Origin of the sequence: uncultured Winogradskyella sp., from assembly GCF_963975125.1 — a bacterium.
GTDB lineage: Bacteria > Bacteroidota > Bacteroidia > Flavobacteriales > Flavobacteriaceae > Winogradskyella.
In genome coordinates this window covers 35,054-52,064 of sequence record NZ_CAXBGB010000008.1, presented here as the reverse complement: position 1 = coordinate 52,064, position 17,011 = coordinate 35,054, and the positions used below count along the sequence as shown (strand labels likewise).

General features: G+C 31.9%; 17 protein-coding genes. 2 read left to right on the top strand and 15 right to left on the bottom strand.

All coding sequences use genetic code 11. From position 1 onward, the window contains the following. Positions 1–153: 153 nt before the first annotated feature. From raiA to AAC053_RS02460, 11 genes are all read right to left on the bottom strand, one after another. Positions 154–456: a ribosome-associated translation inhibitor RaiA gene (gene raiA, locus AAC053_RS02510; RefSeq protein ID WP_339752368.1), complete on the bottom strand. Its 303-nt coding sequence runs from the start codon at positions 454–456 to the stop codon at positions 154–156. A gap of 76 nt (positions 457–532) precedes the next feature. After that, the gene (locus AAC053_RS02505) at positions 533–1,423 is read right to left on the bottom strand and encodes a tyrosine-type recombinase/integrase (RefSeq protein WP_339752365.1); all 891 of its coding nucleotides are present in this window, start codon (positions 1,421–1,423) and stop codon (positions 533–535) included. A 305-nt stretch (positions 1,424–1,728) separates the two neighbouring features. Next, positions 1,729–2,895, bottom strand: a complete 1,167-nt coding sequence (locus tag AAC053_RS02500) for an acyl-CoA dehydrogenase family protein (RefSeq protein ID WP_339752363.1) — start codon at positions 2,893–2,895, stop codon at positions 1,729–1,731. 13 nt (positions 2,896–2,908) lie between these two features. Next, positions 2,909–3,784 (bottom strand): helix-hairpin-helix domain-containing protein, encoded by an 876-nt coding sequence (locus AAC053_RS02495; RefSeq protein WP_339752361.1) that lies wholly within the window; start codon positions 3,782–3,784, stop codon positions 2,909–2,911. Between the two features lie 21 nt (positions 3,785–3,805). Beyond that, a complete protein-coding gene (locus tag AAC053_RS02490) occupies positions 3,806–5,401 on the bottom strand; it encodes an alanine/glycine:cation symporter family protein (RefSeq protein ID WP_339752359.1) in 1,596 nt (531 codons plus the stop codon). A gap of 96 nt (positions 5,402–5,497) precedes the next feature. Next, positions 5,498–6,520 carry a potassium channel protein gene (locus AAC053_RS02485; protein ID WP_339752356.1) on the bottom strand — a complete coding sequence of 341 codons (1,023 nt, stop codon included), beginning with the start codon at positions 6,518–6,520 and terminating at the stop codon, positions 5,498–5,500. Position 6,521: 1 nt separating this feature from the next. Beyond that, positions 6,522–6,749: a PspC domain-containing protein gene (locus AAC053_RS02480; protein WP_339752353.1), complete on the bottom strand. Its 228-nt coding sequence runs from the start codon at positions 6,747–6,749 to the stop codon at positions 6,522–6,524. A 13-nt stretch (positions 6,750–6,762) separates the two neighbouring features. Next, complete coding sequence (locus AAC053_RS02475; protein ID WP_339752350.1) at positions 6,763–8,034, bottom strand: DUF2851 family protein; 1,272 nt, start codon at positions 8,032–8,034, stop codon at positions 6,763–6,765. A 132-nt stretch (positions 8,035–8,166) separates the two neighbouring features. Continuing rightward, a complete protein-coding gene (locus AAC053_RS02470; RefSeq protein WP_339752348.1) occupies positions 8,167–9,234 on the bottom strand; it encodes a methyltransferase in 1,068 nt (355 codons plus the stop codon). Positions 9,235–9,381: 147 nt separating this feature from the next. Then, positions 9,382–10,362: a pyridoxal-phosphate dependent enzyme gene (locus tag AAC053_RS02465; RefSeq protein WP_339752345.1), complete on the bottom strand. Its 981-nt coding sequence runs from the start codon at positions 10,360–10,362 to the stop codon at positions 9,382–9,384. 251 nt (positions 10,363–10,613) lie between these two features. Continuing rightward, on the bottom strand, positions 10,614–11,849 hold the full coding sequence (locus AAC053_RS02460) for an FtsX-like permease family protein (RefSeq protein WP_339752343.1): 1,236 nt from the start codon (positions 11,847–11,849) through the stop codon (positions 10,614–10,616). Positions 11,850–11,857: 8 nt separating this feature from the next. On the opposite strand from AAC053_RS02460, the gene AAC053_RS02455 reads away from it, so the two are divergent. Next, complete coding sequence (locus AAC053_RS02455; RefSeq protein ID WP_339752341.1) at positions 11,858–13,177, top strand: DUF1343 domain-containing protein; 1,320 nt, start codon at positions 11,858–11,860, stop codon at positions 13,175–13,177. Between the two features lies 1 nt (position 13,178). Here AAC053_RS02455 and AAC053_RS02450 read toward each other — a convergent pair whose 3' ends face one another. From AAC053_RS02450 to AAC053_RS02435, 4 genes are all read right to left on the bottom strand, one after another. Continuing rightward, positions 13,179–13,613, bottom strand: coding sequence for a hypothetical protein (locus AAC053_RS02450; RefSeq protein WP_339752338.1), 435 nt, complete (start codon positions 13,611–13,613; stop codon positions 13,179–13,181). A 271-nt stretch (positions 13,614–13,884) separates the two neighbouring features. Continuing rightward, positions 13,885–14,727, bottom strand: a complete 843-nt coding sequence (locus AAC053_RS02445) for a sterol desaturase family protein (RefSeq protein WP_339752335.1) — start codon at positions 14,725–14,727, stop codon at positions 13,885–13,887. 6 nt (positions 14,728–14,733) lie between these two features. Then, entirely contained in the window at positions 14,734–15,633 is a 900-nt protein-coding gene (locus AAC053_RS02440; protein ID WP_339752333.1) for a hypothetical protein, read from the bottom strand. Positions 15,634–15,687: 54 nt separating this feature from the next. Beyond that, positions 15,688–16,182, bottom strand: coding sequence for a YkgJ family cysteine cluster protein (locus AAC053_RS02435; protein ID WP_339752331.1), 495 nt, complete (start codon positions 16,180–16,182; stop codon positions 15,688–15,690). A 106-nt stretch (positions 16,183–16,288) separates the two neighbouring features. Here AAC053_RS02435 and AAC053_RS02430 point away from each other — a divergent pair, with 106 nt between their 5' ends. Further along, positions 16,289–16,984, top strand: a complete 696-nt coding sequence (locus AAC053_RS02430; RefSeq protein ID WP_339752328.1) for a class I SAM-dependent methyltransferase — start codon at positions 16,289–16,291, stop codon at positions 16,982–16,984. Positions 16,985–17,011: the final 27 nt, after the last annotated feature.

Below are 17,011 nucleotides of genomic sequence, written 5' to 3'. Positions count from 1 at the left end.
ATTACAAATCAGCTGCTCTAGCCAGCTGAGCTACATCGGCTTTTGTTACTTTTTTAACGTCAAAAACCGACCATAAAAAAGTCCGCTATTTCTAACGGACTGCAAATGTAGTGTTTTATTTTTTTATTCAAAACATTTTTGAAAAAATTTTAATTAAGTTCGAGCTCTTAATTTTTCTTTTCTTTTTTTGATTTGTCTTTCTAATGAAGCAATGGCAATATCCGCTCCTTCCTCGAAGCTCTTACACTGCTTTTTAACTACGAAACTATCACCAGGAACACTAACTCTAGCTTCAAAAACTTTATTTTCTTTATCGCTAGTGTTCTCAACTTTTAAATACACATCGGATTGTATTATTTTGTCATAGAACATATCTAGTTTATCCATTCGCTTCTGAATGAATTCAATTAACTTACTATCTGCATTAAAATTTACGGATTGTGTGTTTACTTTCATATACTTCATTTTAAGTTAAACATGCGTGCTAATACGAGATTCGTTTAACACAGGTTAATTAGTGTTAAGTAAAAACTTAACGTAGATTTCTAGGATGAGATTTAGCGTACACTTTTTTTAATTTGGCTATACTATTGTGTGTATAAACTTGTGTTGCTGCTAAACTGGTATGTCCTAGAAGTTCTTTTACTGCATTTAATTCTGCACCTTGATTTAATAAGTGTGTCGCAAACGAGTGTCTTAACACATGCGGACTACATTTTGCTTTTGAAGATGCTAGACTAAAGTACTTATTTATTATTCTGTAAACAAGTTTTTCGTAAATTTTAAGACCTTTTTTTGTTAAAAAAAGCGTCTCTTTATCTTCTATTATTGATAACTGATCACGATATCCCAAATAACACTTTAAGGATTCGATTACAGGTTTTATTAATGGGATGTATCGTTCTTTATTACGTTTACCCAATACTTTTATTTGAATGTTGCTGTTATCTATATCTAGTAACTTAATATTGACTAGCTCAATTCGTCTTATGCCTGTTGCGTAAAACAACTCAATGATTAAATGATTTCTTGCACTTTCAAAATCGTTAACTTCAATAGAATTTTCTAATACAGACTTTAATTCTTGTTCTGAAAAAGGCAATTGAACCTTCTTCCCTATTTTTAACGCTCTATGTTTCTTTAAAGGATTAATTTCTATACTCTCCGTTTTTTGCAAGAATTTATAATAGGTGTTTAATGAAGACACTTTTCTATTAATGGTTCTGTTAGAAATACCACTGTTTACCAATTCTACAATCCATTGTCTTATTTCAGAATAACCAACTTTATTTATGGGTTCTGAATCGTGGTGTTCTTTTAAGAATTCTTGGAACATTTCTAAATCTCTATTGTACGCCAAGACTGTGTGCTTAGAGTATTTTTTTTCTAACAGCAAATAATCTGAAAAGGCTTGAAAACTCATGTATCTTTCTTGATCGATATTAAATATAACAAATTGTTACACGTAATATTGAGTTTACTATAAAAAAATCCTGCGTTGTGGCAGGATTTTAAATTTTATTTATTGAGTTATACACTTAAGAAACGTGATTTTATTTTTATTTCTACTGATTTTAAACTAGTTACATAAAACCGAAGGAAGAACTAGAAGATTCTATCAGTATGTTTGCATATTTTTAAAGAAAAACACATTGTAACTAATTGAATGACAGTATCAAAACTAACAGCAACTAAGTGACTAACTCAATTTATTTATTTGGTTAACTATTAGGTCGCTGGTTTATAATCCTTATCATCAATTACCATTTTAGCGATAATCTCTTTTAAGATTTCAGAAGTACCTCCACCAATTGGTCCAAGACGACTATCTCTTGCCATTCGTGCCAATGGGTACTCTTCCATATAACCATAACCTCCTAAAAACTGAAGACATTGATAAATAACATCATCAGCCATTTTGGTAGATTGCAGCTTAGACATTGTCGCTTCTTTTACCACATAATCTCCAAGATCTAATCGTTTAGCTACGTAGTAGTTGAATTGCTTACAAATTTCCATTTGTGTTACGCAATCTGCATACGTATGCCTTAAAGCTTGAAACTTATCTATTGTTCGTCCAAAAGCAGTTCTTTCAGACATATATTGTTTTGCATATTCTAGAGCATATTCTGCTCTAGAATGAGAGTTTACAGCCATAATTAAACGCTCTAAAGAGAAGTGCTGCATTATATAAGGAAATCCTTGATTTTCTTCACCCATTAAATTTGAAGCAGGTATGACCACATTATCAAACGCTATTTCACCAGTATCTGATGCTCTCCAACCTAACTTATCTAATTTTGTTGCAGAAATACCAGGTGTATCTCTATCCATTACAAATATGCTAATACCTTTATTACCAATCTCTGGATTCGTCTTTGCTGCAACCACAAGATAATCACTATAAACTCCGTTTGTTATAAATGTTTTAGAGCCATTGATAACATAGGTATCTCCCTTTTTTACAGCAGTAGTACGCATTCCTGCCACATCACTTCCGCCAAAGGGTTCTGTAATACAGAGGCAACCTATTGCATCACCTAAGGCACTTGGTGTTAAATATTTCTCTTTTTGAGCATGATTACCTTCTTTATTCAAATGTGTCATCGCTAAGTAAGCATGAGCCCACATTGCAGCTGCAAATCCACCAGAATTGATGCGTTGCATTTCTTCAAGAAAAATCACAGTATAAAATAAATCTAAATCTAAGCCACCATAAGCTTCTGGTGTTGCCAAGCCAAAGTAACCCATATCACCAAACTTCTTCCAAATAAAACGTTCTATATGGCCTGTTTTCTCCCATTTTTCGATATGTGGAACCACCTCTTTTTTTAGAAAATCTCTTAAGCTTTCTCGAAATAAATTATGCTCTTCTGTGAAATATAAATTAGACATGTAGTGTTATTTGTTATAGCTGCAAATGTAACTTAATTATCTCGATTTTCTTAATTGGAAAATCTTCAACTTTTGTTAATTCTTCTAAAGATTTAAAGCCGTCTCTTAAAATTCGTTCTTCAATAATATTATTGGCAATTTCGTAATCTATATATTGAATTGTAACTAGTTCATCTCTTGTTACAGTATTAATATTATATTTATTTATTACTCTTGGAGTTTTAACTGTGAAGTCATTTTTTACACGCTCAATGACTTCTGGAGATAGCCCGTAAACTTCAGACAATTGAATATCTGCAATGAATCCACCTGAAAATTTATTTCTGTATTTTATGATCCGTTCGGAAAGTTTCTCACCTATACCATATACTTTTTGTAACTGACTAGCTGTTGCTTTGTTTAAATCTATTTTTTGAACAACCTTTTTTGCTGTATTAGAATTGGAATATGAATTATTATAACTATTTACCTTGGGCTTAGGGTTAGTTACCCAATCTGGAAATTTAAAATAGGGAGAAATAGTTGTTAAAATAGAATCTGAAACTTTTGTGACTTGCTGAAAACCTTTAGCAGAATTAACCCATTGATTATTTTCTCTAAATTTATGAAGTCTATCAATTTCTTCGTTAGACATACCTAATGTGTAACCTTTATAATCCGTAATGTAATTTGGGTTAAATGGGTATATTTTTGGCTTACTGTTCTCTATCTCAACTAAGCGTAAAGAATCTAATTCATTTCTAAATACATCTAACTCTTTTTGATCTGTAAGAATTTCATCTTTAGAAAAGTCGGTAAACGAATAGATAGATTGCATTATAATAATAATTGCTAACAATAAAAAAATCCCATTTCGTTGTTTGTTAGAAAACTGAAAATGGGATTTCATATATTATATTACTATTAATTTTTAGGCTTTTTTAGCCTTAATTGCTTTCATATATTTATTAAGCTCTTCTTTTACTCTTGGAGCAAGAATAACTAAACCTATCATATTTGGCACCATCATTGCAAAAATCATTGCATCAGAGAAACCTATTACAGATCCCAAACTAATTGAAGCTCCAACAATTACAAATAAACAAAACAATACCTTATATATATATTCTACTTTTTTAGTTCTTCCGAATAAATAAGCCCAACCTTGATAACCATAATACGACCAAGAAATCATGGTGCTAAACGCAAATAATACAACTGCAACAGTTAACACATAAGGAAACCATGATATAACAGACTCAAACGCACCAGATGTAAGTAAAATTGCGTCAGCATCATTTAAACCTGCATTTGCAGCAGTTACATTTCCTGTAATTACTAATACTAAAGCTGTCATAGTACAAACCACAACAGTATCAATAAACGGTTCTAATAAAGCAACTAAACCTTCTGATGCTGCATACTTTGTTTTTACTGCTGAATGTGCAATAGATGCAGAACCAACACCAGCTTCGTTAGAAAATGCGGCTCTTCTAAAACCTTGCACTAAAACGCCAATGGCTCCACCTGCAACTCCTTCTGGGCTAAATGCACCATTAAAAATTTGCATAAATGCATCACCAATCATATTATAATTTGCAAAAATCACAAATAGTGATGCTGCTACATAAATTACAACCATAAATGGTACAATCTTATCTGTAACTTTCGCAATTTTCTTTATTCCACCGATAATAACAATACCTACTAATATCGCCATTACTAAACCAAATGCCCATCTGTATCCATTAATAAAGGATTCTTCACCACCAGTCATATGCTCAAATAATTGAGCTGCTTGATTTACCTGGAACATGTTACCACCACCAAAAGAACCGCCAATTACAAATACAGCAAATACTACTGCTAATACTTTACCTAATCCGCCTAAGCCTTTAGATTTAAGTCCTTTGGTTAAATAGTACATTGGTCCACCAAAAACGACACCATTTTCATCAATATCTCTATACTTTACACCAAGTGTACATTCTACAAATTTTGAAGCCATACCCAAAAGTCCAGCTACAATCATCCAAAATGTTGCTCCTGCTCCACCAATAGAAACTGCAATAGCTACACCTGCTATGTTACCTAGACCTACTGTTGCAGAAAGCGCAGCAGTTAATGCTTGAAAATGTGATACTTCTCCTTCATGACCTTCTACAGCAATCGTTTCTATATTATCTCCTCCAGGTGTAGAATCACCTGCTCCAACTAAAGATTCATGATGATCTAATTCATCATATTTTCCTCTTACAATATTTACAGAAGTGAAAAATCCTCTAAAATTTATAAACTTAAAATAAAATGTAAAGTATAATGCCCCAAGAATTAATGGAAATAAAACCCAAAAAACTTTAACACCACCACCAAAATCTATTTGATAAAAAATTGCTCTTACAAACCCACCTGTAGCATCACCAAAAGCTTGATCAATCTTTTCATCAATACCAATTTCTTGGACTTCTTGAGAAAAATTTAATAATGGTAATAGTAAAGCAAAAAGTGATAGAAGATATTTCTTCATAAGGGTAGTTATTAGTTAGTTTTTATTTTTCAAGAGGACAAGATGCTAAAAAAATCCGAATTCCTAAAGCATGAGACGTTAAAATGGCTGTTTTTATTATGCTATGTTGTATTCAGAATTTAGCTTATGTATCTGTTCTGGTCGTCCTAAAACAATGATTTTAGATCCTGGAATTAGCTTTGTATCTGCTTCAGGGTTTACAATATATTCACCTTTATCATCCTTAAAACCAATCACAGTACAGCCTGTCTTTTTTCGCAAATCTAAATCTCTAATTGTTTTTACGTGTTTAGTATCATAAAGCTGTTCTACTTTAACTTCTTCAATATTAATGTTACGTTCTCCGACAATACCTAAATTATCAATAAATTCTACCAAATCTGGTATTACAACTAAAGATGCCATATGATCTCCGCCTATTCTATCTGGAAGAATAACATTATTAGCTCCTGCCAATTTAAGCTTTTGATACGACGTTTCTTGAGACGCTCTACTTATAATACGCATTTCTTTATTTATTTGCCTTGCTGAAAGCACCACAAACAAATTATCTGCATCATTTGGTAAAGCTGAGATTAAGGTAGATGCTTTTTCTATACCTGCTCCAATAAGTGTTTCATCTTCGTTGGCATTACCTAGAACAAAAGGAATATTGTCTTCTTGAAATTTTTCAATAATATCCTTATTGCGCTCAATAACAACATACGGTTTATCATAAGCTAATAATTTCCTAGCGGCTTGCTTTCCATTACGTCCAAAACCACAAATGATGATGTGGTTAGACATGGCATCAATTTTCTTTTGCATTTTTCGTTGTTTTATATCTTCAAAATTATTTCTACTTAAAATATATTCTGTAATTATTGAAATAGCGTAACCTACTATAACTACACTTGCTAAAATTAAAAATATAGTAAAAATCTTAGATTCAGCATCTAGTGGACTTACCTCAGCAAAACCAACGGTTGTAATGGTAATTACCGTCATGTAAATTGCATCTAACCAAGAATACCCAGAGATAAACTTATAGCCCACCACACCAATACACAACAAAAAACCTAACATCATTATAGCTGTGTAAATCTTAGATCTATAGAGTCTTAAAAGTGGATTGTTCATATTATAAATCGAAAACCGAAGAGCGTTTGGTATATAAAATATCCTTAATACGCATCCAAAACGCGAGGAACAAATATAGTGCAAAACCAAAACCAACGGTTACAAAAGTGAGGTACATAAAAGATGTTCTTACAATTTTGGCTCTAATTCCTAAACGGTCTGCAATACGTTGACAAACATAATAGCCACGCTTTTGAAAATAGAGTAATAAGGCATAGAACCAATTCATAACTGCAAGTTAATTAATTTTTAACGATTAGACTATTGCCTACTGCACATTGTAAGCATTTATTTTTATCACAATATTGCTGCTTTAATTGTAAAAAAGCTTGAGAATTTAACGCAGTATTTTCGATCTTTGTTAAGTCTTTAAAATTAGAGACGATACTATTCTCTTCTATCTTAATTTGTCTAATGAGTTGAAACAAATCTTCTTCGATGGACTTGCCTTGTGATTTCGCATAGCTGAATTTTAAAGGAATAATAGTATTGATGATAACCAAATCAATAAACGATTTGGTTAATAGTTTTTTAGACTTTTTTGATGTTTTGGAGAATGTATAATGTGTATCCCAAAAATCAGTAACTCCCTTTTTAAAAAATTTATAATAGTCTTCTTTTGTTTTTAAATCAATTACTATTGAAAATAAATTCTGCTCCGTTGAGTAAAGATTTGCGAACTGCGACAAGCGAATACTTGGAAAATTAGATGGTCGTAATCTAAAAAACTGAACTGGTAAAACTCCTTGGTTATTGAGCTTAAATTTCTGTTTTAAAAACTTATAGCGTTCCTTTAAGTCTAAAAAATAAATTTCTTCTGTGTCTGTATCTAGTAAATTAGCTTGCCCAAATAGCAACGCTTCCAGATCTAAAACATCATTCTGAAGTTTTCTTAATACAGAAAAATCTAAAGAATTTGCCAAACTTAAAAATGATTCACCATTAACTTTAAGTCCAAAATTTTTGAGAAGCATTTTAAAGAGTACAGCTTCCCAATCGTTATTTGAGGCTTCTAATAAATCTCTAATGGCTTCAGACTTCTGCTCTAATCGTTCTATAAACAACAGCTCGAGCCAATTATTTAGTAAAAAAATATCAATTTCAGGAAAATAAGATTCACAATTAATCCAAGACTTGGATTGCATTAATTTTTGATAATTATCTAAAAGATTCTTATCTACATAATGCTTTAATTCTAAAGTCGGAATTTCAGAATTATCTTTTCTAAAGATTTCAGTATCATGCTCCCAAACGATGTGCAGAATGACATTATCGTAAGCTTTGTCTGTTTCATGATTATGAACGTACCAATCTGAAGACTTTATATGAATTTCTACATTACCTGCCCAAAATTGGCTATCTATACTCAACTGTGAATTAAAAAAATCTGGACCTGAATTATGATTGTGTTGCCCAAGTAAATTAATGCTTATAGCTTCTCCTTTTGTGGTTTTAAGCTGAGACGTATTAAAGGCTTTATGTTTCCAAATGTAATGAAGGAGGTCTTCTTGCATTTTACTAAAATAGAAAAACCTATTTTAATTTAAGTCTTTATCACTTCTTAGTTGTTGTTTACTTTTTAGAAGTTAGAAATTTTAGACACTGCTACAATATCAACAAATTCCTTCATTTCATTTATAAGAGTGTTAAACATGGGTCAACACCCAAAGCTCAACTTCCTCCTCCTTTCGCCAATGTAGATCGCGTTTTGTTTTTTCAGAAGCCCTTTTTACGCTTTTCTTAAAACAGCGCTCTAATTGAAAACGTCCTCCTTCAGCTAGTTCTTCCTCAATAGGATGAGATTTGGATAAACCTGTAATCTGTGCTAAATTAGAGAAGATAAGTACTAATTGACCATCTGGTAAAAGCATTTGTTTTGCAGCGTCAAAAAAATCTGGAAATAACATTTTATTATAATAAATAGCTTCATCTATATTATCTGAGTGACGCGTCTCTGGCAACCAAGGTGGATTAAACACAATAAGCTCGGATGGTTTGTTCCACTTCCCAAAAAGAGATCCAAAATCTAATTCAATTTTTCGAGATAGTTTGGTATCTCCCATAGATTCGGTTAAGCCAATGACGGCATTAGGATTAGTGTCTGTTCCAAACACTTTTTGAAACCCATGCTTTATTAGTTGTAAAGCCAATATACCACTACCAAAACCAACATCTATGGCTGTCTTTTTTTGCCCTGAATAACGTTTTAACCAATTATCAAACAGTTCTAAATGCTCAAAACGTGTTGGGAAATAAGTGCCGTAATAAGGATGAATTTTGTTTCGTAATACAGGTATAGAAATCCCGTTTTCGTACCATTGCCATGCGCTATTTAAGCCTTGTACTTGCGGAAAGGTTAATAAAAAATTACTGATTTCTGGATATAACTTTGCAAACCATCCTATTATCGGAGATTTCTTTACCAAGAGTTGATGCGCCTCAATTTCTATGATAATAAGATTAGAAAGCTTATGATATGCTGCGCGATACTCTCGTTGTTCCTTAAACGTTTTATTAGGTAGTTTTTTATTAAGATGACGTTGTATTTCTTTAAGTAATACAGATCCATTATTATAAAATTCTGTAATTAAAACAGGGTTACCAGCTTCTAAAACTTTAATAATACTAGGAAGATCTGTTGCTCGATTATAGGTTGCCATTTCTTTATGAGGCAAAAATGGTTTAGGTTTATTTACTTTTATATTGGTACTCATATAATGGTATTACTTTTGGGCGAAGGTAGACAATTGGTTCTTCAACTCACATGCCTAATGGTTAATAAACAAAATCCTGATACATCATCAGGATTTTGTTTTTGTATGGATTAGATAGGCTATGCTTGACATGCAATTTAAAATTTTTTAATCAATATAACCCATCTCACGCATCCACTCGTCATTAAACATTTTACCAACATAACGACTTCCATGATCGTGAAATAATACAACTACAACATCCTCTGGTGTAAAATGTTCTTTTAGTTGCAATACTCCTTTAATGGCTGAACCTGCTGAGTTCCCTAAAAACATACCTTCTTCTTTGGCTAGCCTTTGTGTGTAAACGCAAGCGTCTTTATCGGTTACTTTAGTAAAACCATCAATGATATTAAAATCTACATTTTTTGGTAAAATATCTTCACCAATTCCTTCGGTGACGTAAGGATATATTTCGTTCTCATCGAACTCTCCAGTTTCGTGATACTTTTTAAAAACAGAACCATAAGTGTCTATTCCCCAAACTTTAATGTTAGGGTTTTGTTCTTTTAGGTATTTACCAACACCACTAATAGTACCACCTGTACCAACACCAACTACAAAATGTGTTATTTTACCATCGGTTTGTTTCCAGATTTCTGGCCCTGTACTTTGGTAATGCGCTTTGGCATTACTTGGATTATCATATTGGTTAACATACCAAGAATTTGGTGTTTCTTCACCCAAACGCTTAGACACAGAATAATAACTACGAGGATCATCTGGCTCTACAGCCGTTGGACAAACAATAACTTCTGCACCAACAGCACGCATAATATCTACTTTTTCTTTAGACTGTTTGTCTGCCATTACAAAAATACATTTGTAACCTTTTACAATGGCAGCTAGGGCTAATCCCATACCTGTGTTTCCAGAAGTTCCTTCGATAATAGTTCCTCCAGGTTTTAATCGACCATCAGCTTCAGCATCTTCAATCATTTGCAAAGCCATTCGGTCTTTTACAGAATTCCCTGGATTAAAAGTTTCGTATTTAGCGAGTACAAAACAAGGTAAGTCTTCTACTAGCTTGTTCATTTTTACTAATGGTGTATTTCCTATTGTACCTAATATATTTTCTGCGTAGTCCATTTCAATTTTTTATTGTTTTTAAAGGTGAAATGTGTTCGCCTTTAAAATATTTTCCCAATTATTAAGCCTTTCTTTTAGGCTCGCTTCATAATTCTTTTTTGCGGTGCAAATTTAAGGGAAATCTTTTCGAATGAAAGTTAAAAGTTAGTTATGTTTTTTCTAACCCTTTGCTATTAGCCTTTAAATTTTAGCTTAGTAATGAATATGGTTGAGTAGAGCTAATAGCCAACACCTATAAGCTAATAGCCAATTCAATCAAAGCGAATTGCTTTAACAGGTGAAATCTTAGAGATAATAACTGAAGGAATTAAAAGCATTAATAAGCAAACTAAAAATGTGCCAATATTAAGTAATAAAATATAATCCCAACTTATATAAACAGGTGCTTCACTAACGTAATATGTATCTGGATTAAGAGGAAATAGCTTAAAATACTTCTGTGCAAACAAAAGCCCTAAACCAATAATATTTCCCCATAGTAAACCAAGACCAATTAAATACGATGCATTGTAGAGAAAGACTTTTCTAATCGTCCAATTAGAACTCCCTAAAGCTTTTAAAACACCAATCATTGAAGTCCGCTCTAGAATAAGCACCAACAAAGCGGTTATCATATTTATACCAGCAACGATTATCATTATAGCGATAATACCATAAGTGTTATTATCAAAAATTTTAATCCATTCAAAAATAGCATAATACTTTTGAGTTATTGGAACCGCATTAAGCAACGATGGAATATCTTTATATACCTGTATTGTTATCTCTTCAAGATCTGAAAAATCTTCAACAAAGACTTCAAAATTTCCTATTTGGTCGGCTTCCCATTTATTGAGTCGTTGAATATGTCTTAAATCTATAATACAGAATTTTTCATCCAATTCTTGAAAGCCAGAATTATAAATTCCTACGATATTAAAAGACATAATTCTAGAACGCGCTGCTGCTAACTTATCAGGAAATGATACCTGTACTTTTTCACCCACATTAAAACCTAAACGATTCGCTTGATAGCTAGAAATTAAAATTTCTTCATTACGCTTTTGTGTATAATCTGGCAGGCGACCATCTATTAAAAATTCTTTAAAATATTCCCAGTTGTAGTCTGCACCTACTCCTTTAACAACAACACCTTCAAAATCGGTTTCGGTTCTGATGATTGCAAACTTTTTAGCTACTCCTTGTATGTGTTTTATACCTTCAATAGTTTGAAACTTTGGATAAAACTCTTGATTTATAGAAATTGGTACTTGAGACTCATCTGATGCATTTGTATCGTAATTTGTAATTTCTATATGGCCATTAAAGGCCACTACTTTATCTCTAATTTTTTGCTGCAAACCCAAACCTGTAGCAATCGCAATAAGCATCACAATTACACCAATAGCAATTGCAGCAATACCAATTTTAATTATTGGTGCCGAAACACTACTTTTATACGCTTTATTACTAATAATGCGTTTAGCTATAAACAACTCAAAATTCAAAACCAGACATGCGTTTTAAGGTTTTCAAAAATACAGTTTTATTATTTGTTTTGATAGCGATTTCTTGCGCGAATCGTATGAAGACAGAAGACGGAGGACGGAAGGTCGATGAGTTGTCTTCCAATGAGATCCTGAAACAAGTTCAGGATGACAAAGCGATAGTTGTTGGAGCTAACCAAACAGGACAGTATTTACCTCTACTCGAAGGTAAGCGAGTTGGTATAGTAGCTAATCAGACTTCAGTAATTTTCAAGGAGTCATTAGATTCTATTTTTATTGAAGAACCTTTTAAAGAAATTCATTTTAGTCATCTTGAAAAAGGAATGAATGACTATACTCATCTTGTAGATTCACTTTTAGCGTTAAATATTGATATCAAAAAAGTATTCTCACCCGAACATGGATTTAGAGGAACTGCAGATGCTGGCGAATTGGTAAAAGACGGAAAAGACACCAAAACTGATTTATCGATTCATTCGCTCCATGGTAAACATAAAAAACCAACAAAAGCACAGCTAGAAAATTTAGATATTATGGTTTTTGATATTCAAGATGTTGGTGTTCGTTTTTACACTTATATTTCAACATTACACTACGTTATGGAAGCTTGTGCAGAGCAAAATATTCCTCTACTAATTTTAGACCGACCAAATCCTAATGGTAATTATGTTGATGGTCCCGTTTTAGAAAAAAAGCATAGCAGTTTTTTAGGCATGCATCCTATTCCTTTAGTGCATGGCATGACCATAGGTGAATATGCAAAAATGATAAACGGTGAAGCTTGGTTAAAAAATGAATTGACTTGTAATATTACTATTGTAGAAATGCAAAACTATAATCATGATAGTACTTATAGCTTACCCATAAGACCTTCTCCAAACTTACCAAACGATCAGTCGATAACATTATATCCTAGTTTAGGCTTGTTTGAAGGCACAAATATTAATGCTGGTAGAGGTACTGAATTTCAGTTTCAACGCTATGGCGCACCATTTTTAGATAAAAACTACTATCAATTTAATTACACACCTGAAGCCAATTTTGGTGCGAAATACCCTAAGCACAAGGGTGAAATTTGTTATGGTGTTAATTTATCTGATATAAAAGCAGAACGCCGTTTTACTTTAAAGTATATAATGGATGCTTATACTAATGCGACAGATAAATCTAAATTTTTTAATACCTCTAACTTTACGATTCATGCAGGAACTGCGAAATTACAAAAACAAATAGAAGATGGTTTAACAGAAACCGAAATAAAAGCGAGTTGGAAAGATGATATAGATAACTACACTAAAATGAGAGAAGCTTATCTTATCTATGAATAACTTACTCGTTTGTTCCTGCACTAACAACTTTTACAGGTTCCGTTGCAATAATATCTTTAGCAGTTATTTCTGAAGGTTTTTCTTTAGGAATCTCTTTTAAAATTCTTATTACAAAAACAATACGCTTTGGTGATTGTACGGCAACGAAAACGTGCTTTCCTATTGGTAATATATTTAAGGGTAATTTATAAGACGTCGTATTTATATAGAAATCAAAATCTCTTCCGTAATCTTTATTAATAGAATACAGGTAACTAATCTTTTTATCGCTTTGAAGTATGAGTGTATCTTTAGTTTTATTCAATTTATGAATTAAACCTTTAGCTTGTATGTTTTTGTTTTTCTCGAGCTTAGCATAGTCTTCTTGTGCCTGAAGCGTGAAGCTTAATAAAAATATGAGGACTAAGACGAGACAAATACGGACTAAATTTTTCAATGCAGCATGGTGTTATGTTATACATAAGGGTTTTTAAGCTCAACAATAATTAATTAATTAATTAATCCGAAGTAAACATAAGTAGTTAGTGTCTAAAAATGTGAGAATACCCACCAACTACAAAAATATTAGTGGAAATACCATGATTTGTTAATAAGTCTGTTAATAACTCTAATGCTTAAGAATTATCAAGCATAAATCTACGCAAGCTATATCCTATTGTTTGTATTGATTATAACTATTTTAGAAAACGATTATATCTTGATAAATGCTATCTTTCATTATCAGATGAAAGTGTAGGTTTTTCATACTTCTTGAAGGGCTGTTTCAATAGATCTGAGATATTGCTATTCTTCTTTTCATCTGGAAAAACATCAACGCCATAAACTAATTTTTCTCTTTCCATATACATGTAAGTTCCAAATATGCGATCCCAAATACTAAAGATATTCCCATAATTAGAATCTGTATAAGGTAATCTATAGTGGTGGTGAATTTTGTGCATGTCTGGTGATACAACGAAATAACTAAGTGCTCTATCTAAACCTTTTGGAATTTTAATATTTGCATGAGTAAATTGGGTAAACACCAAAGACATTGATTGATATAAAAACACTAACGCTATTGGTGTACCTACTACAACTACTCCAATAAGCGTAAATAAAAACCTAATGAGACTTTCTATTGGATGATGTCTGTTGGCAGTCGTTGTATCTACTTTATGGTCTGTATGGTGGACTAAATGCACCATCCATAATGGTTTAACCTTGTGCTCAACAAAATGGGCCAAATAAGCACCAAAAAAATCGAGGAATAACACTCCTAGAAAAGCATATAACCATAAAGGCATTTGCGGCAACCAATTTATAATTCCGAAATCATTAACCTTAACCCATTCTGCTGTACTCAATAATATCCATGCCAAACCAAAGTTGATTATAATTGTTGTAAGGGTAAAGAAGAGATTAGGTATAGCGTGCTTCCACTTTTTATATTTAAACTTAAATAAAGGTAAACCACTTTCTAATAACCAAAAAAATGTAAGACCTCCAACTAAGATAATGCTTCTATGTAATGAAGGAATAGTTTCAAAATAAGTAATGATAGACTCCAAATAAACTTAAGAATTAAGATTAATAATCATTTGTGCTTTTTTCAAATTTACTAAAGAAACTTTAGCTTTCCATATCTTAGTTTTACTTTCATTTTTCAATATACTATATGCTGTATAATACAGAAAAGCAACAAATGTTTTATTAGTGTTATCTATGTTTACGGCATCTATTCTATTTAATTGCCTCAATACTTTTTTTGGTCGTTTTAAAACTAAATATTCCTGAATTTTTAAAAGCTCAACTCTTTGTTTTAAGGTTAGCTTATCTTCCTCAATATCCTCTTCTAATGAAGCCACAGCTTCGCCTAAATAGATGTCAGCTAAATTGATAAGCTCAGGTCTTAATTTTTCATCAGCATACAATGTAAAATCTATATATTTTGATGCTAAATAATAGGCTGAATAGAAATTCTTCTCCTTTTTGTAACCTGTTAACTCTAGTGCTAAAAATTGTGTATTTAAAGCATAAGTCTCAATTAAATTTGTAATATTTTGAAAGCCCTGAGAAGAATTAGAAACATTTAAAATATTACCATTTATATCCATTATTTTTATGGAGTCATCGTTAAATTTATCAATATAATTTTGTTTTCGTTTGTTTTTTATCTCCATATACAAATCAGCATATTGATCTTCACTGACGATAACTGGCACAAAGCTTTTCCATATTAATGGACTTAGATTTTCATCTTCAAATAAGTTTTCAATAACAAGTGTTCTGCCTTTATCATCATTCACTAAAACATGATATGGATATTTAGTCGTTTCCTCCCAAACCATAAGCACCATTTTGTTTTGAACTGTAGCTAATTTTTGTGCAATATCTAATGAGGTCATCCAGGATTGCGAATACGACAGGTTTACTACTAATAATAGAAATATGGTTTTTATTATTTTCCTTTTCATAAGTATTTTTAATTTTCTATGCATCAATAATTATTCCGAATACTAATTATGTAATTAAAATTGAATTCGCTTTTTCATTTCTTCAACAATATTATATGCTGCAGGACAAACAGCCACATTTTTCAATGTTAAGTTAGAAATCTGCTGAAATTTTTTTCTGTCTGTATGCGGAAATTCTCTGCAAGCTTTTGGTCTAACTTCGTATATAGAGCAATAATTATCTGCTCCTAAAAATGTACATGGTACAGATTGCAATACATAATCGTTTTCTTCGTCTAATCGCAAATAGGTTTCAATGAATTGTTGTTCTTTCATTTTAAAGCTTTTTGCAATACGCATAATATCTTTATCTGTAAATAATGGCCCTGTGGTTTTGCAGCAATTAGCACAGTCTAAACAATCTGTACGCTCAAATTCTTCCTTGTGCAACTCCTGCATTAAATAATCTAACTGCTTTGGTGGTTTCTTTTTTAGTTTTGTGAAAAAAGTTTTATTCTCCTTATGCTTATCTTTGGCGAGCTTTGGAAGATTATTGATTTGGTCTTGCATACTGTAAAAATACAAATTTACACGTCATTACGAGGAACAAAGTGACGTGGTAATCTCATAAATTATAACGTACAGATTGCTTTACTATGTTCGCAATGACATAATTATGAAAGATTTATTCGGAACCGCCTTATTAGATTATTACTACGGAAAGTATTCTGAAGATATTATTACTTCTACTAACATCTCGGATGAAGACGTATTACCACTTCCCTATTTGTTTAGAGACTATTCTGAAATGCCAAAGCTTGAACAAAAAGCGCTTCAATTAGCAAAAGGAACTGTTTTAGATGTTGGTTGTGGAACAGGAAACCATGCACTTTGGCTGCAAGAAAAGGGTTTTAATATAGAAGCTATTGACAGTTCTAGAGGCGCTATAGAAGTTTCAAAAAAACGTGGTGTTTTAAATGCTGAATTAAAACCACTATTAGAAGAAACTGAAACATTTGATACCATTTTACTCTTAATGAATGGCACAGGAATTTTTGAAGAATTATCTGAGGTTTCTAAATATTTGAAGCATTTAAAATCGCTTCTAAAACCTAATGGACAAATTCTAATTGATTCTTCTGATATTTCTTATATGTACGAAGATGAAGATGGTGCAACTTGGATAGATATAAATAATGGCTATCTTGGAGAACTCGATTATTATCTCAGTTATAAAGGCGAACAAGAAGTGCCAATGAAATGGTTGTATCTCGATTTTGAAACTTTAAAAACCGCTTGTTTAACAGTTGGGTTGAAATGTGAAAAAGTTATGGATGGTGAGCATTTTGATTTTTTAGCGAAACTATTCTAAAGGTTTGTCATTCTGTACTTGATTCGG